This window comes from Haliscomenobacter sp. (genome assembly GCF_965225875.1).
GTDB lineage: Bacteria > Bacteroidota > Bacteroidia > Chitinophagales > Saprospiraceae > Haliscomenobacter.
In genome coordinates this window covers 1,182,946-1,209,073 of the sequence record NZ_CBDDBS010000003.1, presented here as the reverse complement: position 1 = coordinate 1,209,073, position 26,128 = coordinate 1,182,946, and the positions used below count along the sequence as shown (strand labels likewise).

General features: G+C 45.7%; 15 protein-coding genes. 3 read left to right on the top strand and 12 right to left on the bottom strand.

Translation table 11 applies throughout. From position 1 onward, the window contains the following. Window positions 1-326: 326 nt before the first annotated feature. The 8 genes from typA to ACO08K_RS25125 form a co-directional block, all read right to left on the bottom strand. On the bottom strand, window positions 327-2,147 hold the full coding sequence (gene typA, locus ACO08K_RS25160; RefSeq protein WP_421799248.1) for a translational GTPase TypA: 1,821 nt from the start codon (window positions 2,145-2,147) through the stop codon (window positions 327-329). A gap of 272 nt (window positions 2,148-2,419) precedes the next feature. Next, window positions 2,420-2,695 (bottom strand): hypothetical protein, encoded by a 276-nt coding sequence (locus ACO08K_RS25155; protein WP_320032909.1) that lies wholly within the window; start codon window positions 2,693-2,695, stop codon window positions 2,420-2,422. Window positions 2,696-3,240: 545 nt separating this feature from the next. Continuing rightward, the gene (locus ACO08K_RS25150; RefSeq protein WP_421799247.1) at window positions 3,241-4,338 is read right to left on the bottom strand and encodes a VIT1/CCC1 transporter family protein; all 1,098 of its coding nucleotides are present in this window, start codon (window positions 4,336-4,338) and stop codon (window positions 3,241-3,243) included. A 24-nt stretch (window positions 4,339-4,362) separates the two neighbouring features. Next, window positions 4,363-5,010, bottom strand: coding sequence for a WbqC family protein (locus ACO08K_RS25145; RefSeq protein WP_421799246.1), 648 nt, complete (start codon window positions 5,008-5,010; stop codon window positions 4,363-4,365). 2 nt (window positions 5,011-5,012) lie between these two features. After that, complete coding sequence (locus ACO08K_RS25140) at window positions 5,013-10,487, bottom strand: proprotein convertase P-domain-containing protein (protein ID WP_421799245.1); 5,475 nt, start codon at window positions 10,485-10,487, stop codon at window positions 5,013-5,015. 241 nt (window positions 10,488-10,728) lie between these two features. Beyond that, window positions 10,729-12,369: a sodium/sugar symporter gene (locus tag ACO08K_RS25135; RefSeq protein ID WP_421799244.1), complete on the bottom strand. Its 1,641-nt coding sequence runs from the start codon at window positions 12,367-12,369 to the stop codon at window positions 10,729-10,731. Window positions 12,370-12,720: 351 nt separating this feature from the next. Further along, complete coding sequence (locus ACO08K_RS25130; RefSeq protein ID WP_421799243.1) at window positions 12,721-16,305, bottom strand: OmpA family protein; 3,585 nt, start codon at window positions 16,303-16,305, stop codon at window positions 12,721-12,723. An 83-nt stretch (window positions 16,306-16,388) separates the two neighbouring features. Then, window positions 16,389-17,261 carry a hydroxymethylglutaryl-CoA lyase gene (locus ACO08K_RS25125; protein WP_421799242.1) on the bottom strand — a complete coding sequence of 291 codons (873 nt, stop codon included), beginning with the start codon at window positions 17,259-17,261 and terminating at the stop codon, window positions 16,389-16,391. 143 nt (window positions 17,262-17,404) lie between these two features. On the opposite strand from ACO08K_RS25125, the gene ACO08K_RS25120 reads away from it, so the two are divergent. Then, complete coding sequence (locus tag ACO08K_RS25120; RefSeq protein ID WP_421799241.1) at window positions 17,405-17,620, top strand: hypothetical protein; 216 nt, start codon at window positions 17,405-17,407, stop codon at window positions 17,618-17,620. Between the two features lie 565 nt (window positions 17,621-18,185). Continuing rightward, on the top strand, window positions 18,186-19,169 hold the full coding sequence (locus tag ACO08K_RS25115) for a hypothetical protein (protein WP_421799240.1): 984 nt from the start codon (window positions 18,186-18,188) through the stop codon (window positions 19,167-19,169). Here ACO08K_RS25115 and ACO08K_RS25110 read toward each other — a convergent pair. The 3 genes from ACO08K_RS25110 to ACO08K_RS25100 form a co-directional block, all read right to left on the bottom strand. Beyond that, entirely contained in the window at window positions 19,166-19,852 is a 687-nt protein-coding gene (locus tag ACO08K_RS25110; protein ID WP_421799239.1) for a response regulator, read from the bottom strand. The two genes, ACO08K_RS25115 and ACO08K_RS25110, sit on opposite strands and share 4 nt — an antisense overlap. Window positions 19,853-19,899: 47 nt before the next feature. Continuing rightward, entirely contained in the window at window positions 19,900-22,980 is a 3,081-nt protein-coding gene (locus ACO08K_RS25105; RefSeq protein ID WP_421799238.1) for a ligand-binding sensor domain-containing protein, read from the bottom strand. Between the two features lie 110 nt (window positions 22,981-23,090). Then, on the bottom strand, window positions 23,091-23,591 hold the full coding sequence (locus tag ACO08K_RS25100; protein WP_421799237.1) for a hypothetical protein: 501 nt from the start codon (window positions 23,589-23,591) through the stop codon (window positions 23,091-23,093). 272 nt (window positions 23,592-23,863) lie between these two features. On the opposite strand from ACO08K_RS25100, the gene ACO08K_RS25095 reads away from it, so the two are divergent. Further along, window positions 23,864-25,279, top strand: coding sequence for an APC family permease (locus tag ACO08K_RS25095; protein WP_421799236.1), 1,416 nt, complete (start codon window positions 23,864-23,866; stop codon window positions 25,277-25,279). Here the strand turns inward: ACO08K_RS25095 and ACO08K_RS25090 are convergent. Then, complete coding sequence (locus tag ACO08K_RS25090) at window positions 25,276-26,058, bottom strand: patatin-like phospholipase family protein (RefSeq protein WP_421799235.1); 783 nt, start codon at window positions 26,056-26,058, stop codon at window positions 25,276-25,278. The genes ACO08K_RS25095 and ACO08K_RS25090 overlap by 4 nt on opposite strands. Window positions 26,059-26,128 lie beyond the last annotated feature (70 nt).

The window sequence follows — 26,128 nt, the reverse complement described above, 5'->3', positions numbered from 1 at the left end:
CTGCTGGAGAAGCCTGGCGTCGGAGTACTGCGGTGAACAATGATGAGCGTGTCATGTGGACAAGTTTTTGACCTTCAATTGTTGAATTGTAGGTGTTAACCGGGGGGCGGCAGATTAAGTTCCCGCCTAGGAATTTTTTGTAAAAAAATATTCGAGCGCTCTCCTGAAGTGTTCCTTTGTGCCTTAGGTTTCTTAGGTGGTGAAAAAGGATACTCTTTCACCACCTAAGAAACCTAAGGCACCGAAGAGGCACCCTAGCCAAAAAAACAAAAAGGCCTCCAGCAATTTGCTGAAAGCCTTTTCATTTTTCGTCGAAGTGAGGAAGACTATTCTTCCACCAATTCAACCGTCTGCTTATTCGAGAAACGCTTGCGCTCGTGCTCTTTCAGGTAGATTTTACGCAAGCGGATGTTTGCAGGCGTTACCTCTACGTATTCGTCCTCCTGGATGTATTCCAATGCCTCTTCAAGGGTGAAGCGACGGGGTGGAATCAGACGGATTTTATCATCGGAGCCAGAAGCCCGTACGTTGGTCAATTTTTTGGTCACCGTCAGGTTGATGATCATGTCACCAGGACGGCTGTTTTCCCCCACAACCTGGCCTTCGTAGATGTCTTCATTGGAGCCAATGAAGAAGGTGCCACGCTCTTGCAAGTTGTTGATAGAGTAAGGGATAGACTTACCTGGGTCTTTGCTGATCAACGATCCGTTGGTACGTCCAGGAATCTCACCACGGTGTGGTTGGAAGGCGATGAAGCGGTGGGTCATTACGGCTTCGCCAGCTGTTTGAGTCAACATTTGGCTGCGCAAGCCGATGATACCCCGAGATGGAATTTCAAAACGCAAGATCATGCGATCGCCTTTTGGTTCCATGGAGGTCATCATCCCTTTGCGGCGTGTAACCATTTCAATCGCTTTACCGGATACATCTTCGGGCAAGTCGATGGTCAGTTCTTCCACTGGTTCGTGGAGTTGGCCGTCGATGCGTTTCATGATTACCTGTGGTTGGCCAATCTGCATTTCGTAACCTTCACGGCGCATGGTTTCGATGAGTACCGCAAGGTGCAATACACCCCGGCCAAACACCCGCCAGGAATCCGCAGAATCGGTTTCCATCAAACGCAGAGCCAGGTTTTTCTCCAGCTCTTTCTCCAAACGCTCTTTGATGTGGCGAGAAGTAACAAACTTCCCTTCCTGACCAAAGAATGGTGAATCATTGATGGTGAAGAGCATACTCATGGTTGGCTCGTCGATGGAGATCGGTGGCAATGCTTCGGGGTTTTCGATATCAGCGATGGTATCGCCAATTTCAAACCCTTCGATACCAACCAATGCACAGATTTCACCAGCCTGTACTTCTTCGGCCTTCATTTTTTCAAAACCTTCAAAAACATATAGGCCACGGAGCCGGCTTTTCACCATGCTACCGTCTTTTTTGCACAAGGTTACAAACTGGCCATCCTTCAGCGTACCCCGGTTGAGGCGTCCAATGGCGATCCGGCCAATGAAGCTGGAATAATCCAGGGAAGTTATCAACAACTGGGTGTTGCCTTCGCTCACTTGTGGGGCAGGAATGTGCTCAACGATAGCATCCAACAAAGGCACGATGCTGTCGGTCTTTTGTTTCCAGTCGAGGCTGAACCAGCCACCTTTACCAGAACCAAAAAGGGTAGGGAAGTCCAATTGTTCTTCGGTAGCATCTAGGTTCACCATCAAGTCGAAAACGGCTTCATGCACGTCGTCGGGCTTACAGTTTTCTTTGTCTACCTTATTGACTACTACGATTGGTTTTTTGCCCATCTCCAGGGCTTTTTGCAACACAAACCGAGTTTGTGGCATTGGACCTTCAAAAGCATCCACCAAAAGTAGCACGCCATCGGCCATATTGAGTACACGCTCAACCTCTCCGCCGAAATCGGAGTGACCAGGGGTATCAATGATGTTGATTTTGTAGTTTTTGTACCGGATAGACACGTTTTTGGCAAGGATCGTGATGCCACGTTCCCGCTCCAGGTCGTTGCTGTCCATGATCAATTCTCCGGGGCGTTCGTGATCTTTGAACAAACGGCCGGCGGCGATCATTTTGTCAACCAAGGTGGTCTTGCCGTGGTCTACGTGGGCGATAATAGCAATGTTGCGCAGTTCCATAGGAATTTTTTCGTCGGGATTTGACGGCAAAAATGCGATTGCGTCACCCCCCTTTACTCAAACAAGGCGCAAAAGTACTCATAATTCCAAGACCATGCACGAAAAAGATGTTAATTATTTGAAAAGAAATGCTGGGCGGGTTGAAAAAGGGTAGCGAAGGGGCCTAAAAAAAATTGCGGAACCGGGCATGACGCGCGATTCCGCTTAGTTTTTAGAAATGTTCATTGTGCTAGCTTGAATGAAACGAACAAGGTTAAAAAAGGACAATGGGATTAAGATGCAAGGGAGAAGTTCCGTACAACTTGCAAGTTGGTAGCCGGATTAGAAATCAGGTCAACTTTTAAGGTACAGCGCTCGTATTGCAGGGCGTAAGTTTGTTGTACGTGGGTTGGATTCAGTTTGGCCATTTTAACCACTTTGGCACCGACATAAGCACCTACTTCCTCGCGGAAGTCGCTCATCATCGCTTGAATGTCGTGAACGACATTCCCCGCTTCTTGGTTTAAGAGCCCTACCGTAAGGGCCAATTTGATTTTTCGGATGTTCATGACGTTTGGATATGTAAATGGGTTTTGGACAAAAATTTTCTCTCAAAAGCTTTCCAATAAAACTGATTTTATTGGGCGGATGTTGCTTAATGAAGTTTTAAAGTACTGTTAATGTTTTTTAAAAACCTTAACATTTCATTGCGCGAACTTCCAAAGGGTTTCGATTTTTGTTTAAGCATTTTCTTTTAAACGTTAAACAAGATCGATTGTTGAAATTAAGTACGGAGCAAATCCGCTTTCGGATTTCGTTTTGGTATTTTTTCTTTCTTTTAGTGTGTTTTGCCAAAAGAAAGTTCCAATCGCTGGCTTTTTTTGTCTATAAAGACTATGATTTAGTTGCAATTGGTTGGTTAAAATCCGGTGAGTTCTTTAACATCACTGATTTGCCATCAAAGACGTAGTATAGATGCATAAGGATGCATCTACCCCTATTGTACTCGTCGAAATGAATAAAATTTGGGTTGAAATGTAGAAAAGATGGGATGAAGCGAAATAAAATAAGAGTTGATTGCAGGCATTTAGCACAAAATACCTGCAATCGCAATTTATCCAGCCAGTGAAACGCCAATGATTTTTCCGATACCAAAAGTGATGGCGGCGGCGATCAGTCCAAAAAACACTTGTCGCAAACCAGAATACCACACACTTTTTCCCGTAAATAAAGTGATGGCCGCACCAATGCCAAATAAGCCTAAAGCACTCAAGGCGGAGCTGTACAATACGGCTTTAAATCCACTGATGAACAAAAAAGGAAAAACGGGGATTATGGCTCCGATGGCAAACAAAACAAAAGAGTACAAAGCCGCTTCAATAGCCGACCCTTTGAGTTCTTCGGGATTGATGCCCAATTCTTCTTCGATCAGAACCTGATGGGCTCTGGCGGTATCCTGCATGGCTTCGGCAGCCATCCGCTCAGCCTCGGTTTTATTGATGCCTTTAGATTGATAGATCAGGGATAATTCTTGTTGCTCGCCTTCGGGATTGGTTTCGAGTTCCTCCAATTCGAGCTGAATTTGGTTTTCATACAACTCCTGTGAGCTTTTCACCGAGATCCATTCGCCCAAGGCCATAGACAAAGCTCCGGCCAGCAAACCCGCCAAACCAGCTACCAAAACCCCACTTTCGCCATCACTTGCACCTGCAACCCCCATGACCAGACTAAAGTTGGAGACCAAACCATCGTTGCCACCTAAAACTGCTGCGCGCAAAGCATTGCCCCCTACGGAACGGTGCCGGCTTTCAAATTTGGTGATGGCTTTGCTGCCAACCTTGGCATCGCCATTCAAAATGTTGCGCAATATTTTGACGTGGTTGGTTTCTGTCCCACTTACCGGGCTATTGGTTTTTCGTTTGGCTACCAACATCGCATTGGAGATGCTTTTTTCGGTATCCATCAAAACGCCGAGCACATAGTCATACCCAAAGATACGCCCGATGGAATTTAAGGTTTTCGCACGCCCTGAGGGGCCGGGTAAGGCCGTTTCTGGCAAGTTTTGGGCTTTTAAAAAAGCCAGGGCGTGCCCTTTTTCTATGCTGCTCATTTGGGCAAATACCTGGGCTATGGCCGAATCTTCTTCGTGCTCAGCTAGCTTTTGATACAGGTAAGCGGCATCAATTTCGGTTTGAATACTTTTCAAAGACATGTGAAGGCAGTTTTGCACGGGTGGCTATCGGGCGCTTTTTTGCAGCACCAACAAAGCTTGAGGTCCGGTGCAAAAAAGCAAATCCAATATACTCAAATTTTCCATAAAGGGATACTTATAGTTGAATACTTGGGGATAGGGATCGGGAATGAAATGTGGATCGCTGGACAACTCGAGTTTCGGGGAGATGACTTGTCGCAAATCTAGTATTCCATCCGGTGCGGTAAAATGATAATCCTCCGTATAATGAATGCTTTTTCGCAGGTTAAGCAACTTAAGAAAGGCCTTCAATAGCGCCGCATTGTATTCAAACAAGTATTCAAAACGTTTGTCTCCATTTAGTAGTGGCGCCAAAAAAGCGGCATATTCTTCAAAATAAGGTGCACTGCCATAGGCATAAGTAATAGCCTCCCATTGTTTCGCGGGCCAACTAGTTTTGTAGTCAATCCGCACCTCCCAAATGGGCGTTTGATGGTTTTTGCCTTTGACCAGTGGAATGGACAAACGCAATAAGCCATTGGCTGAAGCAATGTGACAACGGTTGCGGTAGCTGCCTTTTTGGTAGTTTTCGCGGTGCTCTACCCAAATGTGGTCATACTGCAAAATTTTGGCAAAGTACTGCACCGGCGGACAAAATTGGGTGCTCAACAATACGGTATTCAGAGTATTCATTATTAGCGCAATAAAGTCGTTTGGCCCCTACGGATTTCGGTAAACCCATCGGGGTACACTGCTTCCAGAAACCACATGTAAATTCCCGGGTTCAAAGCCTGATCGCGGTACTTCCCATCCCAGCCAGCACTACTGTCATTGATGTCAAAGTTTTCGCGGATATATACGGCTTCTCCCCAGCGGTCGTATACCTGGAAAGTTTTGATCTTGACGCCATTTTGGCCATGTACCAACAAGAGGTCGTTGTTGTTGTCGCCATTGGGGGAAAAACCAGTTGGCACCAGCACAATTCGTTGTTTGCGGACGAAAATTTTGACAATGACATCGTCGATGCAGCCCTTTTCGTCTTTGGCAGTCAATTTGTACTCAATGCCATTTTGGGTGCGAACGGTAGGGGAGGCGCAAGTTGTACAACTGAGCGTTCCGGTGTACGGTTCAATCCAGGTATAAGTGACATTCCCTTGATTGTTGATGGCTTCACCTTTTAGTTGTAGGGTATCTCCCAATTGGATGGTGAAGCTGGTTTGGGCCAAATCGAGCGCAAAGGCAGGACGATCCACAATTTGGGCAGATTCCACGGTAATACAACCATTGGCGTCCTTGATGTATACATCATAATTTCCCGCCTTTAATCCAATTGCGCTTAAGGTAGGACGATAAACACCTCGGTTGATGCTCAATAAATAGGGCGCTTTCCCGCCACTTGGATTGGTAACTATCGAACCATCCAGGTCGCCGTTACAAGTAGGATCCTGGGTTTTGATGTTGAGTTTGATCGGGTTCGGAATGGGGATGTTTACATTGTTGATGCTGGTACAGCCCTTGCGGTCGGTTACTGTCACCCTATACAGACCTCCTGGTACATTGCTGACGAAGGCAGTACTGGCCCCATTACTCCAGCGGTAGGTATATCCAGGATTTCCGCCGGATGCATTGATGGCAGCCCGCCCGGTGCTGTCTCCATTACACAATGGCCCAGATGCCTGCACGGATGCTTGCACCGATGTTGGTTCTTGCAATTGTACCGCACCAATGCCAAAACAACCAAATTCATCGGTTACGGTAACCGAGTAAATTCCAGCCCGTAAGTTGGTCGCCTGTTGGGTCGTCTGATTTCCAGCCCTCGCATCCCACTTGAAGGTAAAATTGCGGGTGTCGGCTACGATATTGCGAATGGTAGCAGTTGCAGTAGCTGCACCATTACAAGCCAGGGTATCTGCTGCTATTTCAAAAGTGATGGCTTTGGGCTGGCGTACCGTGCGGGTGGTAGAAGCCATACAGCCTTGTGGATCGGTAATGGTGACTGAGTAGGTTTCATCGCCACGGAGTCCCCGGATAATGGGGGTGGTTTCACCATTGCTCCAGCGGAAACGGTATTGGTTGAGGTCTGCGTTGGGTCTGCCAATGATTAAATTGATGCCAATGGCCCCATTAGAGCCGCCAAAACAGGAAGGTTGGGAGATGATGGTATTGGGTTCCATAGCGGGCAAATCCTTCAGCTTGATGGAGCTGCTTTGGGCGCAACCCGTAGCGTCAGTTACCGTCAAGGTGTAGGAAAGTGAATCCAGGGCAATTGGGTTCTGAGCAGTGCTGCCATTGCTCCATTGGAATGTATAAGGTGCCCCCGATCCACCTGAAGGGAGGGCCCGGGCGCTGTTTTGTTTGGCGCCAAAACAACCTTGTTGCACTTGTTCCAAACTCAGAGAAAGCCCATTGGCGGGTTCATTGATGATGGCTCGGCCTTCGGTGCTGCAATTGTTTGCGTCGGTGATGGTGATGCCGTAAGAGCCTGCACTCAACATGCTGGCCGTGGTGTCATTTTGATTGGCCGTTTCCCAGGTGTAACGATAGGGTTTGGTGCCTCCATTGACCTGGATGCGGGCCTGGCCATCGTTGCCACCTTTACATTTTACCGATTGGGGGGTGATTTGTAGGGCTAAGGCAGTGGGTGCGACGATACTGATGGTTTGGTTGACCATACAATTGTTGGAATCGGAAACCATCACCTGGTATTGGCCGGGAGCCAGAGAATTGGCGGTCCGACTAATTTGTCCCTGGGGATCATTCCACAGGTAATCCAAAACTCCGGTGCCACCTGAGGCCAAAACCGTCGCTTGTCCATCCCTGCGGTCAGCGCAAGTGGGCTGGCGTAAACGGATGGAATCTATTTTGAGTTCGCTGGGAGCGGTGATGTTTCGGCAATCACTCATCCGACAACCATTGGCATCTGTGACTGTTACACAGTAGTTGCCTGCACGGAGACTATTGCGGTTGTTTTGTACGTTGCCATCACTCCAAAGGTAATTCAGATTTCCAGTACCCCCCATTCCTGTAGCGATGATGCTCCCATCATTTGCCCCAAAACAAGATACATTTTCTGGAATCATGGCCAGCATTAGGGGAGCGGGTTCGTTGATAACGATGGCACGGGTTCCTCTACATCCATTGGCATCAGACACACTTAGGGTATAACGACCTGCACCAACGTTGCTCAAAACAGAACTAGGGCTTCCATTATTCCAGGTGTAGCGGAAGGGAGCAGTACCACCTGTAATGCTGGAAGCGATGTTGACATTTTGATCCTTGGCACAACTGAGGGTTCGATCTGGGCTAAGGGTCAGGTTGAGCGAATCGTTTTGACCAATGCTAAAGTTAAGGGTGTCACTGCACAACGCTTCGTCAACAAGGATCAGTTGATAATTACCAAAATCTAGTTTATCATTGCGATAGGGTTGGATCAAACCAATGGGGCCAGTCAAATCGGACTGTACGGTTCCTACCGCACCGCTCAATTGAAGTTCAAAAGCGCCATCGTTGGCGGTTACACAGGAGATGTTTTTGGTGCGGGTGATGATGCCATTGATACCACAAGGTTGAATGTTACAAGCTGCAACGCCAATGCCAGAGCTGCAAACATTGCTGGAATCGGTACTAAAACCCTGCACAGCAATCCTTACTTCATCGTTGGGCATCAAATTGTGTACGCTGAAGAAGGTATCACTAATGGCGATGGGTAAAATGGAATCCCGCCCATTGATCGAAAAGCGGATGCTGTATTGGCTGGCGGCGGTTGGCAACCAGGAAAAACGAATACTCCGTGCCCCAACCTGAGCACAAGTGACTTTTGGGGCAGGAAAAGTGTCGCGCACCGTTACCTGGAATTCGTCTTCAAAAGTACAGCCGTAACGGCTTTGTGCCTGCACCCGGATACGGGTGTTTGTAGGGATCAAGGCCTTTGGCTCGGCACAATCGCTGCAAGACAAACTGTTTGCAGGGGACCATTGGTAAGTCAAGGTATCCACTGATCGAAAACGGATCGACCAGCTGAGTAATTCGTTGATTTCCTGTAGTGAGGAGCTAAATGCATCGGTGATCAGCAAGGTCCAATTGCCTTCAATTTTGGCACCACGCAAGTCGTTCCAACTGCCTTCGGGCAGCCAGTCGCCAGTAAAAGGAGCTGTACCCGAATTGATGGGGGCACTTGCGCGTGGGGAAAAACAGGTGGATATGTAATTGTCATCTGAACCTCCGTTCCCTGTACTTAACTCAAGCAACTCACCACTAGGTGCACGTAAAAAAATATTGAGGTCGGAATTCCAATCGGAATTCAGGTCGATACAAACGGATTCAATTTGATTGCGGGGATCGGTCAGCGTACTCTGGGCAACCTTAGTCACAGGAATAATCGATTCATAAGGCGAACCAGGAGGGTGTTGTGTAAAGTTGAAACTGTATTGTGGAAAAGAAGTGTACACCAGGACTTGATTCAAACGCTCATTGGGGACAAAGGACATTGCCAGGCTATCACCCAAGCAAATTGTGGTATCTGGCAGCGGGTTAAAAGTTAACAAACAAGTTCCACATGATGGATCATTTTTGGGTTTTACCCGCAGGGTGATCGTGGTATCAAAGGTGCACAAAAATGAATCCTGTGCAATCAAACGATAAGAGGCCAGGCCACCATCTGATGGAGAAACCGAAGCGCTGTTTTCATCCTGAAACAAGATGGTAGGGTGAAAGCGCCAGGTTAAATCGGCAATACCGGGTCTAAAGGTTTCAATTTTAGGAAAAATGGCGGGTTGAAAATCCAGGCTCCAGGCAAAGATGAAGCCATTTTCACCCGTATTGAGGTCTTCTACTTCCAGGGTCCAGTTGCCATTGAGCGGACAACCCAGCAATTGATTCAAAGATTGAAAGGGACGATATTCTCCAATGGGTAAGCTATCCAGATTAAAGGAATCGACATAATCGCTCCAGTTGTTGTTGGACACGGGCGTTTTCCAGCAATATTCATAACCGCGCCCTGGGCGGGGAGCGGCATCGTCGTTCGGATTGGATTGACCGAGCTCAACTGCTTTTCCAACGGGGCCGTTGAAGTTCTGTAAGGTGACTGTTTGACCACTGGGGCAACGCAAAACGATATTCAAATCCCGCATTTGGGAGTGCTCCAAATTGATACAAATTCCCTCCAGGTTGTCTACTTCGGTAATGTTTTGCCCCACAAAGAAGCCATCGACCACCAAAGTTGACTCCAGCTTTCGACCATCGTTATCCGGGATGAACTGGTTGTCTCCTTTAACCAGTTCAGTTTGAAAACTGGTCGTTTGTGCGGTCACTTTAACGGCTGCCCCAGGGGTATTCGGCCCTCCGGCCAGGATCCGCAAGGTGTCTCCAGCACATATCTCTGGAAGTAAACTGGTATCGGTGCTAAAACGGGGTCTGGGCGCAACCCGGATTTTTTTCTCTACCACATTGGTACTTTGGCAGCCACGGATATCGGCCACCCTTAAACGAACGGTGTAGCCACCAGGCTCCAGATAGGTATAGTCTACGTTTTTGCCAGTCTTTACATCACCATTGCCAAAATCCCAGGAAAAAACCGAACTACTGTCGCTTTCCTCATACAGGGTATTGTTTTGGGGGTAAAAACCACGCCCCCGTAAAAACAAATTGTCACCAGGACAAAGGTTGATGCTATTGGTATCCTGGGGGATTGGGGCAGGGTCTGAGAACAGAACAGCGCCTTCAAAATTTTGACAAACCTGAATACACTCAATGGAAGCAACCCAACCTGCCGCTTCGAGCTGGCCATCAGAACGGAACGCTATGGTTATACAAGAATCGGGATTTGCTGCCGAAGATTGGACGTAGAAAGGCTGATTGCCCCGTGAGAAGTCAATACATTGCAACAATGGGGCCAGGGTGTCTTTGCCATCATAAAAGCAAAGCCGATCTCCTCTACCTAAATTTATGGCTGGAAAATTGAGGCGTACCCGCGCACCTTGACTTGGATCCGGGTAAATGGTCATAACCAAATTCTCGTTGGCGCGGTAATTGAAGTTGCGCTCACCAGAATCGGTCAAAAATCCGCCGCAAGCGCGGATGGTCGTATCGGCCAGAGGGATGTATTGGGCAAAAATAGCTGTTGAAAAGCACAACATCGGCAGAAACACCAGGATGCGTATCGTTCTCACCATGGGTGTATTGGTTTTCGGAATTACATGAGTTTTTTTTGCCCCATAATAGCGCTGAAGCAAAAACCTGAATCTTGATAACGCAAATACCGGGTGCACAAATGTAAAGAAAAGGATGAAATCTATGTGTTTAAATTTATTTGGGAATGGTCTTAAACCTAGAATTGTCGGAACTAACACAAATGGCCAGCAATGAAACTAGATTTCAATGCTGACCATTTGTGCTCCAGGTCTTAAGTTGCTATTACCAGAAAACGGAGTACAATACCCCGAGGATAATTGCTACTACGATCATACCAATGGTAAAACCCGGCGCAGTTTTGAAATCGGAAGTATCTACTTCAATAGCCCTGACATTGTCGCGGCCTTTTTTATCCAGCAAACTGGTCAAGACCATTAAGCCGGCTACGATTAAAAACACCCAACCCATGCGGTGCATAAACGGCAGATTTGACATCAACTGCTCCAAAGCAATGCCTGCTGGTATGGTGACAATAGCACCTAAAAGTGCAGCATTGGCAGTGGTTTTTTTCCAGAAAAAGCCCAGTAAGAAGATTGCGGTAATCCCTGGAGAAATCAAACCAGTGAAGTTTTGGATAAACTGGAAGGCCTGACCAAAGTTGCGCAACACAGGTGCTACAAAAGCCCCAATGATTAAGGCTACAACGATGGCAATGCGCCCCACGCGGACCTGATTGGCTTCGCTGGCATCCCGGTTGAAGTACTTTTTGTACAAATCCAGGGTGAAAATGGTTGAAATGCTATTGGCTTTCCCGGCTAAGGAGGCTACAATGGCAGCCGTAAGCGCTGCAAAAGAAAGCCCTTTTAACCCAGTTGGCAATAAGTTGATCAAAACAGGATAAGCTTTATCCGGTTTGACGAACCCATTTTCGGTGATTTCGGTTTGGAACTCACCTTGTTGGAACAAGAGAAATGCAGCAATCCCGGGCAACACCACAATAATGGGCATCAGCAATTTAAGGAATGCAGCAAACAAGAGCCCAGCCCGGGCAGTTTTTAAGTCAGCCCCCAAGGCCCGTTGGGTGATGTATTGGTTCATCCCCCAGTAACTCAGGTTAGCAATCCACATGGCTCCAAACAAAACCGCGATGCCAGGCAAATCCTGGTAGGCATCTTTTTGCCCACCTTCACCATCGGGCATCATCATCTGGCCAGGATTCAAAATCATGTGGAAGTGACTGCTGGCATTTTCACCCAGCAAGCTCAGGCCTTTCAAGGCGCCACTGGAGCCATAATGCTGTGCTACCAAATCAAGGGCCAGGTAAGTTGTGGCCAGTCCACCCAAAATCAAGACCAACACCTGAATCACATCGGTGTAACCAATCACTTTCATACCCCCCAGGGTGATGAAGACCGCGAAAATGGTCAATCCCAGGATGCAACCTTCATAACTGATGCCTGAAATGGTACTCACGGCCAATGCACCCAGGTGTAGAATAGATGTAAGATTGACAAAAACATACACCACCAACCAAAATACAGCCATCACCGTAGCGACCAAAGGGCTGTAACGTTGGGCCAAAAATTGGGGCATGGTGTAAATTTTATTGCGCAGGTAGATGGGCAATAAAAAAACAGCAACAACGATCAAGGTTGCTGCAGCCATCCATTCGTAGGAAGCAATGGCCAAACCCATCGCAAAACCTGAGCCCGACATACCGATGAATTGTTCAGCGGAGATATTGGAAGCAATCAGGGAGGCACCGATGGCCCACCAGGTGAGGGTGCCTTCGGCGAGGAAAAAGTCTTTGGTGTCGGCGGTGGCGCTTTTTTTACGACGGTAAATCCAATAGCCATAACCTGAGACTAAGACGAAATAAATGAGAAAGACGATGATGTCTTTGGTGTCCAATTGTCCGCTCATAAGCCAGCTTGAGTTGAAGGGTTATTAGAGGTGCTAAAGCAACAGCTCTAAATTATTATTTGGTTTCTCAGGCTGAACATAGGGAAAAATTTCACACGGACAAAGGATGTGGGAAAAAAGTTTGGGGAGGAGGGGTTGGCGCGGATTTCCCCACGAATAAATTCGTGGGTTGGGGCGGTGGGGGGCCTCCCACGGATGAATCCGTGGGTTGGCTGAATAACTCTGATGCTATCGATTTTTTGACCCTAGGCCCTCGATTTTTTTGATACAGCACTTAGCTGGACCTAGAGCAACCACCTAGAGTTACCCCAACACACCCACACCCACACGATCACACTTTTACACCCATTCTCATCCATTCATGCGGACAATTTTGATTTCCACCCGCTGGTTTTTTTGGCGACCTTCAGGTGTGGAGTTGGTAGCAATGGGGATGGTACGGCCATATCCTTTGAACAAGACCCGTTTGGCATCGATGCCTTTGTTGATCAGGTACTCGGCAACCGATTTGGCACGGGCTGTGGACAATCGGATACAGAACTCGTCCTGACACAAACCATTGGTGTGTCCGCCAACCTCTACCGTAATGCCAGGGTTATCGGTTAAAAACTCAAATACTTCGTCCAGGATTGGGATAAAAGAAGCTTTGATGTTGATGCTATCGATGTCGAACTGGAGTTGTTCCACCCGAATGGCTTGACCATTGCGGATGCGACCTGCCGTGAGTTCGGGAATGTTCTTTTTATTGATGTCTACCCCTAAGGTGGCCGCACAACCCTTGGCGTCGGTTACTGTAACGGTGTTTTTACCCATACCAAGCTGTTGGGCAGTAGGCAGGGTTTCTCCGGTACTCCAGGCATATTTGAGTGGACCGGTTCCTCCTTTTACTTGCACCGTTGCCAATCCATCTTTAGCCGTTTCAGCCGTTACGCCGTATTTTTTGCTCAAACTAAGGCTCATTGCTTCAGGCTGGTTAAGGCTCATTTGGGCTGTTTTTTGAGCACCAGTTGCGTCTGTTACTGTTAAGCTATAATTCCCCGCAGACAAACCAATTGCGGCTTCATCCCTGGTATTGGGGTCACTCCATTGGAAACGGTAGGGGGCTTTACCTCCTTGTACTTTAGCGAGGATTGCACCTGACTTGGCACCAAAACAAGGGATCGACGATTTTTCCTCCAGTTCGATCACCAGAGGTAGAATATTTTCCGTGATGTCGACATTGGCCGTTGAGGTGCAACCTTTGGCATCCGTTACGCTGAGGGTATGGCTACCGGGAGACAATTTTGTTGCGCTGGGTAATGATTCACCATTGTCCCATTTGTAGGTAAATGTTCCAGAACCACCACTGGCTTGAGCTGTTGCCTTGCCATCAGCATTGTTGGTGCTGGCTGGAGACAGGACATTGATTTTTACCTGGATGGGATTAGGCTGTTCTAGTTTGAGGGAAGTACTGGCGGTTTTGCCGCTGGCATCACTCACACTCACACTGTAATCCCCGGCAGCCAATCCTTTGACCTGGTTGCCACTCAAACCTTTGGCACTCCAGGTATAGGTATATGGTCCTTTACCTCCGCTGACACTCGCCTGTAGTGCACCCTCCTTGGCACCATTACAATTGATGGCTGTTTGTGCAACCAGCTTTACTTCCAGGGCGAGGATGTTTTCGGAAATTTCGGTACTTGCTTCGGCTTTACAACCTTTGGCATCTGTAATGGTAACGCTATGTTTTCCAGGAGCTAACTTGCTGGCACTAGGCAACGTTTCGCCGTTGTCCCAGCGGTAATTGTAAGCTGATGTGCCCCCACTTACCTGGGCGGTAGCTTTGCCATCGGCATTGTTGGTGCTGGCAGGCGCAGTTACATTGACTTGTACTTGCAAGGGAGCGGGTTGTTCAATTTTTGCCGTTGCGGTTACATTTTTTCCACTGGCATCACTAACGGTCACGCTGTAATCGCCAGCAGCCAGGTTACTGGCTTGGGTTCCGCTATTGCCAGCAATACTCCATGCGTAGGTGAAGGGCGCTTTACCACCATTCACCTCTACTTGTAAGGCTGCGTCCTTGGCCCCGGCGCAATCCAATTTTTTGGTTTCCCGCAAATTGGCATTGAGCGCAAGCACATTTTCAGAAATTTCAATACTGCCTTGGGTGCGGCAGCCTTTGCTATCGGTGACCGTCACATTGTGTTGACCTGGAGCTAGTTTGCTGGCCAGGGTGGTGTTTTCGCCATTGTCCCAGGAATAGGTATAGGGAGCAGTGCCCCCACTCACTTGGGCTTGGGCCTTACCGTCAGCATTGTTGGTGCTGGCGGGAGTTTGTACCCGCAAATTGAGGCTTAGTGCGGCAGGTTGGTCAATTTTTATGGTGCTGCTGGTCTTTTGCCCGCTAGCATCAGTTATGGTCACCTGGTAATCGCCGGCAGCCAGTCCAGTTGGGGCTTCGCCACTTATTGCGGGATTACTCCATTGATATTGAAAGGGTGCTTTGCCGCCAGAAACGGTAAGGCCAATAGCCGCGCTTTTATCCCCATTACAATTGAGTTTTTGCTTTTCGGCAAGCACGACGCGCAATGCGGCCGTCTTTTGGGTGATGTTTACAGTACCTTCAGCGGAGCAGCCGAGTTTATCTTTGACAACCACGGTGTGGGTGCCTTCTGCCAACTTTTTGGCGATGTTGCTGGTCTCTCCATTGTCCCAAAGGTAGGTGTAGGAGGGGCTACCTCCAGTGGCGATAGCTGCGGCCACACCATCCTTGGCGTTGGCACCTGATTCCTCGCTTTGTTGACTAACCTTGAGGGTAATCCGGGGGTCAGGCAAGACAGCCCGGCTGTTTTTGCTCAAACCCGCTGCATCGGTTACGGTCACGGCATATTCTCCGGGGCCGAGGTCTTTGGCTGTTTCGGCATTCTGGCCGTTGCTCCACTGATAGGTAAAGGGTGCTTTTCCCCCCGTGATTTTGGCTTTGATGGTCATCCCCTTGGGGTCACATCCGGCTACGATACCAGTGATGAGGTTAAGGGTCATCGCGCTGGCTTTTTCTACCAGATACACTCCCTTATCATCGGTTCCAACCCAGATGGCATTTTCTTTATCGATGGTGATGACCGAAGGGAACTGGCTGGTGTAATAATCTGCCGGACCAAAGGTTTGGAATTTATCACTTTCGGGGTCGTAACGGGCCAGTATTTCAGAGGCTACCCAAAAACGACCTTGTACATCGAGGGCAAAAGCTTCGATGCTTCCTTCAACCATCCGCTCGTCAAAACCATAATCTTCCCATTCTCCTTTGCCATCCCAGCGCCAAAGTTGGCCATCAGAAAGCACATAAGTAAAGGGCAAATAAGTTTGGAGACCACTGACATTGAAATATTTATTCACCAATTCCCATTTGCCAGAGCTACCCTGGAGCAGACCTTGATCGGTTCCAACCCAGATTTTGTTGTAGCTATCCGCATAAATCAGGTTAATGTGATTGGAGCGCAATTTCGAATTGGCCGTAGTATAAGAACCAACCAATTGTAGAGTGGGCTTGGTTTTGAGTTCAAAAAAACCACTCCCACTTGTTCCAAGAATCAGCAAGTCTTTTTGGGTATCGTAGTAGCCAGTACTTATCCGATTGTCGGCGTTGAGTTTGATTTTGAGCAAACTCTGCAACTGTTCAATGTTCCAACGAACATCCGCATTTCCACCAGCTACCGAGAGAAGGGATTGCTCACCTGGTTTTAATACTAATTTATTGGCTAAATCAAGGGCTTTGACCTGGTATACCTCACTACCATTGCCGACCCATTTTTGATTGGATTCGTCAACGTAGATGTTCCGAATACTTTGATCGGGTTCAATAGCCAGGCAACGGATTACCTGCATGGGTTCGTTTTGGGCATAAAGGCCGGAAAAGCCAAACAACAGAAAGGAAAAACGGACTAAAGTAGGTCTCATCAGCATGCTTCGTGGAACTGGTTGAACAAAAAATTTGCGGCAATAACGCAAAAAATGTATAAAAAAGTGTTCATGAAAGAAGACTAATGCGCTGGAAAAACTTCCTGTGCCTTGGCTAGGGCCCGCAACAGAATTTCCAAATTGACACCGGTTGGCTCATTGACTTCGTGAAAATAGGCGATCATGTTTTCGGTTGGCATGTTTCCAGTTAAATCGTCTTTGGCCATTGGGCAGCCCCCATATCCTTTGATGGCACCGTCAAAGCGGCGACAACCACTCTGGTAGGCAGCTTCGATTTTTTCGTGCCAAAGCTGTGGAACGGTATGAAAGTGAGCACCGAATTCCAGATTTGGGTAGGATGCAATCAAGGCTGAAAAAATATAGCGAATACTTTGTGGTGTAGCCACACCTATGGTGTCTGAAAGTTGAAAAATACGGATGTCCAGGGCTTGTAGCTGATCTACCCAGGTTTTGACAATTTCAGCATTCCAGGGATCTCCATAAGGATTGCCAAAGCCCATTGAGATGTAGAGCACCAATTCTTTGCCGGTACTGGTACAAATTTCCTGAATTTGTTTTACCCGCTCCAGTGATTCTTGAATGGTGGCGTTGGTGTTGCGCAATTGGAATGTTTCGGAAATGGAAAATGGGTAGCCTAAGTAGTCTATTTCTTCGAAGGCCGCTGCATCTTCGGCACCCCGGCTATTGGCGACAATGGCGAGTAATTTGGTTGGATTGCCACTTAAATCCAATTTCCTGAGTACTTCGGCCGTGTCGCGCATTTGAGGAATGGCCTTAGGCGATACAAAACTGCCAAAATCCAGGGTGTCGAACCCCGCTTTCAGCAAGAGGTTGATGTAATTCACTTTCAGCTCAGTTGGAATAAAATCCTTTAAACCCTGCATCGCATCGCGGGGGCACTCAATGATTTTCAACGACTGGTTTGATTGACTCATGTAGCAATGTTAGTCCGAAATACACCACAGACGGTGTGTAAAAGTAGTGATTTCTGTGAAATACCAGCAAAGCTCCTAATTTTGCTCAACCACAATCCAACAGAAGTGTTAGGGTGGTATAACGGAAGAAAATACTTTGCACTATGAAAAAGAACGCCGCACTGCTCAGCTTGGTTGGCTTTATTTTGGTAACTTTAGGCATTGGCGCCCTGGCGCTAAGTTTTGTTGGCCTACGTTTCTCCTTTTTGACCTGGTTGGATGCTCCAGGGCATTTTTTTGGTTTTATTGCACGCACAATGATGGTAGTGATTGGCTTTTTGCTGGTTTACATTGCCAAAAGTGACTTTAAAGGAGAATAAAAGATTGGAATTTGAACAGAAGCGAGAGCATGTAGGCGTCAGATCAATTTGATAAGGATCTGACGCCAATTATACCCAATTTGAGGGGGACTTTCAACATTTCCTGAGTGTTTAGGGACAAGTGCTTAGTAGAAAATTAATCTGGAAAAAAGAATAGTTCACTCAGGGCCAAAATTAGTACAGTGTTCTACAACTTGGAATACAAGGGATTATATGGATATGTACAAAAAAACTACTTTTTATACTAACCCGCAATAAACAAAGGTTAAAAAAACCCCTCCCTCAAAACTAATAATTAGCGTGCTAAAAGATGAGGGAGGAGGAGTTAATTAAAAAAGAGGGAACTTCACGAATTTGAGTGCAAGTAGCACTACAGTGTTCAATTGCTTTTTCGTGATAGTGATTCATGTAGATAAGCGTTGGTTTTGGGAATAGGCGTTTGTAGGAAAGTTGAAGGAAAATATGCCTGTCACGAATCCATGATGCAAATATGGAGGCTTTTTTTTTTTCAGACCCTATTGAAGGTATGAACAGAGTTAATTAAATTTGTAGACATTTATTCGTTATGCCAAAAAACAAAAAAGGAAGGGATTACCTGGATATCATTCAATCGAGCAAAAATGTAAGTGAGGCTTGTAAGACTTTGGGTATCAGTAGGAGTCAATACTACAAGTTGCTCAAAGACCCTGAACCAGCCTGCCCCAAACCGTATGAGCCGCTAAAAATGGGCGAAGAAGCAGTCGAACGAATCCTAGACCTTGCTTTACTCTCTCCATTTGGATGCCATGGGATCAGGTACAAACTGCTAGAAGAAGGGATCAGGGTATCTTCGGTGAGTGTCCAAAAAATTCTGAATGTCCACAAATTGGGCACAGCTAAGGCTCGGTATAAAGCTTTGGAAAAAAAAGTTCTTGAAACCAACAAATATGTACTCAATGCTGAGCAAATAGAATTTGTGGCCAAACACAATCCTGTCTTATTAGAGATGGATCGAAAAATCCACGCGCCTGGTGATTTAATTACTGTATTTTCTTATTTTTTAGGCCAATTGCCTTGGTTAGGGAAGGTACACCTTTATTTCGGGCTGGATGCTTATTCCGGTTATATACAGGCAATGGTGGCTTATGCCCCGGATAAATACCTATGCGCAGAGTTTTTGAAAAAAACCATTTTCCCCTTCTATGAGCAGCATGGAATTCGCATCAGGCGGGTGGAAACAAGTGATGACCCTGAATTTTTTAGTTTTGCATCCCACCCATTCAGCTCTTTTTTACGCAACCTCAATGACCTGATTTACCATCGTACAACAGTAGGAGGGGTCAAAACCAATGGTTTTAGTCAAAAATGGCATCAGTACTTGAAGGAATTTATCGCCCCAGAATTAAAAAGTAAAAAAGCCGATTATCTTGATCTGGAGTTATTGAACGAAGACCTGCAAAACTTGATTGCTCAATACAACCAGGGGTGCAACCCAGAAACCAGTGCTTATTTTGATTCGTATCCTTTTAATCAAAATAAACCAGTTCAGCGCCTTGCCAACCACAATTAATTGAATCCAAAAAAACGAACTTTCAAGGTTTGGTACTTCCTGATCATTTCCTTTCGATTGTTGACATGCAGCGTTTTATAAATTGTTCTGATTTCACGAGTGATGTCTTTTACATCTCGCCTTGTAATTTCCGCCAACTCTTCATAAGAATAGGGGGTGTCGTTGACTTCCCCTTCCAACATGGTTTCCAGGATTTTGGATTGGATTGGACTGAGTTTAACTTTACCCGAATCGGACTCTTGGCTCCGGAAAACATCCAGAATGCGGCGCATCAGTGCTCCACTAAAAGGCCGCCCATTCTCAAGTGCTAAATCATGCAAATGTTGCATAAAAACCGCATCGGGGTCAGTTTTTAGCAGGTAACTATCGGCACCAGCGCACAATGCTTCAAACAAATAAAGGTCATCTACATAAACGGTAGCAATCATAAAAAGCAATTCTGGCCGTTTGTGTTTGATTTGTTGCATGCTGGCAATGCCGTTGATATGTCCTTTGGGCATCCCAATATCCTGAATGACCACTTTAATTCTTTGGTCGTTCACAAGAGTGGAAGTAGAATCCTCACAGTTGGAAAATTGATGTTCGGGTAAACAAACGAATGATTGGGTAGTATTGATCAGACGACTATATCTTACTCGAAAATCATCCAGATCTTCGACGATGGCTACGTGTATTTTTTCCATGTGTTCAACTTTCCGAGTTCCCAAACGCAAATCAGGTTTTAAAATAATTAAAACCGCATAAAGTTGAAGAAAATTTTCCGCCTTGGACGTATTTTATGCAAAGAAATTGAAATTAAAACCACGGTACCTTGATCATTGCTCCACTTAATTTCCCCTCCGATTTGTTTTATCCTTGCCAACATATTTCCTAAACCATTTCCTGAATCCTGAATTTTTTCCGTGGGTTTAATTTGAGCGATCTTAGATTCTAGAATGCCCATACCATTGTCTTTTAAGGCTATTTTTAATATTCCTTCCTCAATTTTAATGCTTAGCAGAAGGTTTGTGGCCTTTGCATGTTTAAGCGTATTTCCAATGGCTTCTTGTAGCACGAGGCGCAAGTGCTTTTTGTATTCGCCGGCTACCCAGGCATAAGGAATACTGGAATCGAGTTTGGTGGAAAAAATGAGGTTATTTCCAACATTCTTTTTGCTTTCGGCGATGAGTTGCTGCAAAAACTCCAGCAGGGTGCTATCTGATTCTGTGCTATTGCGGACGGCTGCCGAAATTCGTTTGAACAATTGCAAAGCCTGATCGGCAATGCCGAGGGCTTTAGCTTTTGCCTCAGTTCCGGGGATTTCCTGTTCTGCAAAAGATTGAAAATCCTGAAAGAATACCACTTTTCCGCTCGTGAGGTCGTGAATATCCCGGAGGATTCGTTCTTGCTCTTCATTGCGGATGCGCGCATCGAGAAGTTTAGCACGGTAATAAAACTGAACTCCAGCTGCGACAACCATTGCTCCAGCCAATCCAGCGATTAATTTAAACCACCAACGCATTCGAATTGGAGGTACCACCTCGATTTGCAGTTTTGGAGTCCATGGAGTCCATTCTCCATTCGCATTGGCGGCACGAGCCAATAAGGTATAAGTGCCCGGATTAAGTTTACTATAACGAACCTCTGCGAATTGATTGCGGATACTGGCTTCGCTCGATTTTTCCCAATTTTTTAAATAATACTGGATTTTAACCTGATTGGGCTGCCCCATTTCTATGCCAACCAAGCGCAGGGCTATGGAATTTTGCCGGTATTTCAAGCGGATCCACTTTTTTTCTGAAATGCTGGTGTCTTGAGGAAATAATTTTTGGTAAGGGTTGCCTTGAATCGATAAACGGGTAATTTGTATTTTGGGCAAGGGGTGTTTTTGATTTAGGCGGGCTGGTTCAAAACGGTTGAGCCCGTACTTCCCAATTATGCCAATGCTTTGATCTGCCAGCACTCGCATACCTTCATTTTGGAAAGGACCGGCAATAAACCCTTCCCGAGCAGCATACATTCGTAAAGGTTTGCCTTTGGCATCGAAACTCAGGATATTGGAATTGGTGCTCACCCAAATGGTGCCTTGTGGGTCTTGGACCATTCCGGTAATATTGGTATTTGGCCAGGTGGGGGGAAAGGGGAGGTCTTCGATTGTAGCTTTGGTACGATGAATCAATTTTATACCGCTAACAGTGCCTACCCATACTTTGTCGGACCCTTTAGGCAGCAAATACCCAGCTAAAAAACCTTTGATTGAGAACACGGTATCTTTTTTCCAGTTCCCCTCATGGTAATGCATGATGTGCAGATTACTGCTATTTTCTTGGAGATAAAAACGTTTGTAAATTGGATCTTCCCAAAAACTCCTGCCACCTAACAACATTGCAGTGTAGGCATTGATGTCTTTTTTTTGGTTTTGAATTGGATCCCATTTTTTGGTGTCTTTAGTGGTACCAATCCAATACGTGCCATCTGAACTTTGATAAAAACCAAACAAATAATCAGAATCATCCCGGATTTTAGTTAAGGTTTGACTTTGAGCGTTAAAAGTGTAAAGCCCTGTATCACTTATGACCCAGATGTTATTTTTATGATCTTTATGAATACCCGTAATTCTTGCAGTCAAAAAGCGTTTTTTTTCCTCTCCATTTTTTATCAAAAGAAGGCCATTGGGCGTACCATATAGCCATTCGTTTTTTGATACTTCTAACCAATTTTCAACTTTATAATCCAGCGGAGTAAAACTGGCCCTAAATAAGGTTGGATTCGTAAAGCACAAACCTTCATCGTACACCATGGCCCAAAGAACATTGTCGCGGTCTAAATACAAATCTCTAATGTTCTTTCGGGAAATTTCATTTGTATTCAGCTTAGCAGACCAATCCGTAGCCTTGGACCAATGTTTGGTTTGGATGTTTAAATAATGGAGACCCTCATTGGTGCTGCACAACAAAACATTGGGCTGAACATAAATGGCAAAGAACAATCGTAAGTCACTTGGAGGCTTAAAAAAAGTAGAAAAATGTTCCTTGCTGCTGCTAAATGTTACAATACCTTCTGATGTAATCAGGAAATATTGATTGTTTTGCCCGGAAATAGGTAACACCTCTTTGATTTTTAAAGGAGGTGATTGGGTATGATCAGCGCTAAAAAAAGCTTTACTTGTAAATCCCTGATTTGTTGTACTCCTGGTCCACAATTTCATTCCAGATCCGATCAGAAAATATTCAAAAAAACCTGTTAATTCTTCTTGTTGGTTGAGGAGTGGATAAAACCGTTTGCCTTCAATTTTAGCGTTTCCTGTGGCAATTGTATTGAAAGAGAGCTTTTTGTGCTTTAAAGTTTGACTCAAATTCAATCGGAAAACATTGCCACCCGCTGTTACCCATAGTTGGTCTTGTTTATCCAGGTGAATTAGGCCATAATCAGCAATGGTTTCTACCCCATTTTTTTCTTTGAATCCCCCAAAGGTCAGGCAAGTATCTCGCTGTCTTTCGTAACAAAAAAGTTTATCAAAGGTACAAAACCACAAATTGCCCCGCTTGTCTTCAAACATTGAGCTTTGCAAATAAGACTCAGTGACCCCCTTAGCTGAACCGTAAGCCAATACTTCTGATCCATCAAAGCGGTAAAGGCTACCTAAGGTTCCAATCCAGGTAAAGCCTCGGGAATCCTTGTAAACGAAAACCGTTTTGGAGTCTTCCAGCCCATTGTTGGAGCTAAGTTCATTAAATATAAGGTCATTTTGTGAAAACACGGAGCTGCTTACACTCAAAAACAGGAATGAGTATAACCAGTAAATGAAAGGAATGACAGGCGTCTTAATCACAGATTACCTTAAATGTAAATTCATCAGCAAGGTAATAAAGAAGGCGAAAACCCAGGAAGGAATGCCTGGATTTTCGCCCGTAGGTAGGATTTGTTCGATGAATAGCCTGATTATTCACGCCAAACTGGCGGACAAGGCCATGCTAGAAAAAACATACCACCATGTCCAAAATTAACCCCAGGAACAGCATTTACAATATTGAGGTTGTAAAAAACCGATGTAGTGGCTGGCGCTACAGGTGCCCCGTAATCCACTTTGGCCTGATAAGCCTTTATGCCCACAGTACCAGACCCTGAAAGTAAAATTTGGAGCTGATTCTCGTACAGCACAGCAAAAGTATAAGCCTGAGCAGCACCATTGGCTTGTTTAGGGTCTTTTTTGAAGGTTTTCAAAAAGCCATCATCAAAAAAACTTTCACCGCTTAGCACTCCCGGGAAATAATTCCCAGGTAAATTAAGTGGCACCGCTTCATAAGGAAAAACAATACAAGCTCTAGCAATTAAACGCAATTGATTGCTAGCAGGATCGGTTTCGGGAAAAAACATCACACCATAGTCCAAAAAAGCATTGGAGGGCTTAAGATTGCGGTGTTTTTCAATTAGTTGCAACATAAAATCAACGTCGTCGTACGTGAAATCATAGTGAGCAGGTTCAGTGATCATTAAATCGGGTAAAACAGGTTCATTCGGGAACGAAAAAGGATTGGCATAACCAATAACTACACAGTTCCACAGGGTAAAGAGAATGATTATCCTCTTGATGTTTGGTTCACAATTTTCAGCATTTTTATAAATTTAGAATTAGGGGAAAAATAAAACTTGTGTCTTTGGCATGGGGTTGTATTTTTGGAACTAACTAGCAAAAAAAAATTACAAGATTGAGTATGTCAAACACCAACAACACCAAACAACTGGCCGCTGCCATTACCTTGCCGACAGCAATAGCCTTGATCATAAGTTCGATGATCGGCTCAGGGGTATACAAAAAAGTAGCCCCAATGTCTGAAACACTTCAATCGCCTTGGTTGGTTATGATTTGTTGGTTGCTCGGCGGGTTAATCAGCTTGGCTGGAGCGATTAGCAATGCCGAAGTAGCAAGTTTGTTGGCTGGAACAGGCGGCGAATACCGCTATTATAGAACAATATACGGCAAGTTTTTTGCATTTTTATTCGGATGGGCGAATTTTGCTGTAATTAAAACTGCTGCCATTGCTTCGATTGCCTATGTATTTACCCAATCTTTTAATTCACTATTTCCAATTCCGGAATTATTACCACAATGGGCAGGTATAAATATAGGAGGTTGGATTTATCCATTTGACAACTTGAGTGTTAAACTCTTTACTGTACTTGTCATTGTATTGCTTACGTTTGTCAACATTAGAGGGGTGAAGCTGGGGGGGCAAATCAGTAAATGGTTGATTATATTGGTACTCTTGGGCATCATGACCATCGTTGTATTTGGTTTGAGTAGTGCTCAGGCGGACTGGAGCCGATTGAGTCAAAATGCCACGGGGTACGTAAGCCCCGGCTGGGGCAGCTTGGTTTCGGCCATGTTTACGGCCATGCTGGCCGCTTTTTGGGCTTACGAAGGTTGGAATACGATTGGTTACATTGGTGGTGAAATCCAAAACCCTAACCGCAATTTGCCAATTATCCTGTTTTGGGGTGTAATGACAGTAATTACAGTATACCTTTTGGCCAATATCACTTATTTGGTATTGTTACCCGTGGACCAACTCATTGAGATCAAAAGATCAACCAATAGTATTGCTGCTGTTGAGGCCATAAAATCCTTTTGGGGCGCTGGTGGAGGTTACTTTATTTCTATTTTGATTTTAGTGACCACCTTGGCTTCTACACATACGACAATTTTGTTGGCTGCGCGCACCTATTTTGCCATGGCTGGAGAGGGGGTGTTTTTTAAAGGTGCGGACGAAATTCATCCTACTTATCAAACGCCAAGTAAGGCTTTGGTTTATCAGTGTATCTGGACTTGTGGCCTGGTGTTTTCCGGAAGTTTTGATCAATTGACGGATATGCTGATTTTTGCGTCCTTCCTGTTTTATGGAGCCACGACAATGGGTGTATTTGTTTTGCGGCGCAAAATGCCGGATGCCCACCGCCCTTACCGCGTTTGGGGTTATCCAGTTGTTCCTATAGTTTTTATCTTTTTTTGTGTCGTTTTAATTGGCAATACCTTGATCAACCAACCACGCGAAGCGCTATTGGGGATAGGCCTGATTGCCACAGGTTTGCCATTTTACTATTTTTGGAACAAAAAACTAAACAAAGTCTAATAAGTGATTTTTTTCACCAGTTTTAACCCATCCTCGTACCCGATTTCCAGCTGCACCGCCCTCGCTTTTGCAGAGAAATTGGCTGGATTGGGCAATGGGCGGGATGGACGCAAATAGAGGAGTTTTTCCCCGTATTTGCGTTTCATTCCCCACAGTAAGGGTAAAAACTTGGAGGCCTCGGCGACGTCGATGCCAATCAAAAGGTCAATGTTGGGTTTTTGAAAGGTCAAATCCACGGGCATAATTTTGTAAAGCCCGCCGTCGATGTACTTATTTTTCCCAATTTGATGGGATTGAAAAGCAGGGAAACTGGCGCTACCTATGATGTATTCTACCAATAGGTCTTTTGGGATATCTTCCTGAAAGAACGATTCTCCTCGCCGTTTGGTCAGGTTGTATACTACTAAACCAAAATCAATGTTGGACTTGCGGATGTTCTGCTCATTAAGCGCATTGCGGAGTATTTTTTTCAAACCATTGATGCGAATGCCCCGATTGAGCAGCCCATCCTTGACCAAACCCAAGTATCCTTCTTCTGGTTTTTCGCGCAATTGATCAAAAGCTTCTTCCGGTTGGCTATTGGTCCAAAGGTCCAGTGCCTTGGGTAAATCGCCCTGGGCGATAAGGGCGGCATTGATGGCCCCTACGGAAGAACCTGTAGCTACCTTGATGTTGTTTTGAAAACCATTTTCGTACAGGGCTTGCCATACTCCGATTTGATAAGCACCTCTTGCCGCTCCACCAGATAGGGAAAGGGCTAGGTTTAAATTGGTCTTCATGGGCGTTCTATTTACCACTATAAGGAAGGAAGGGATGAAAATGTTTTCGGTAAGTGCCTTATATTGGCAT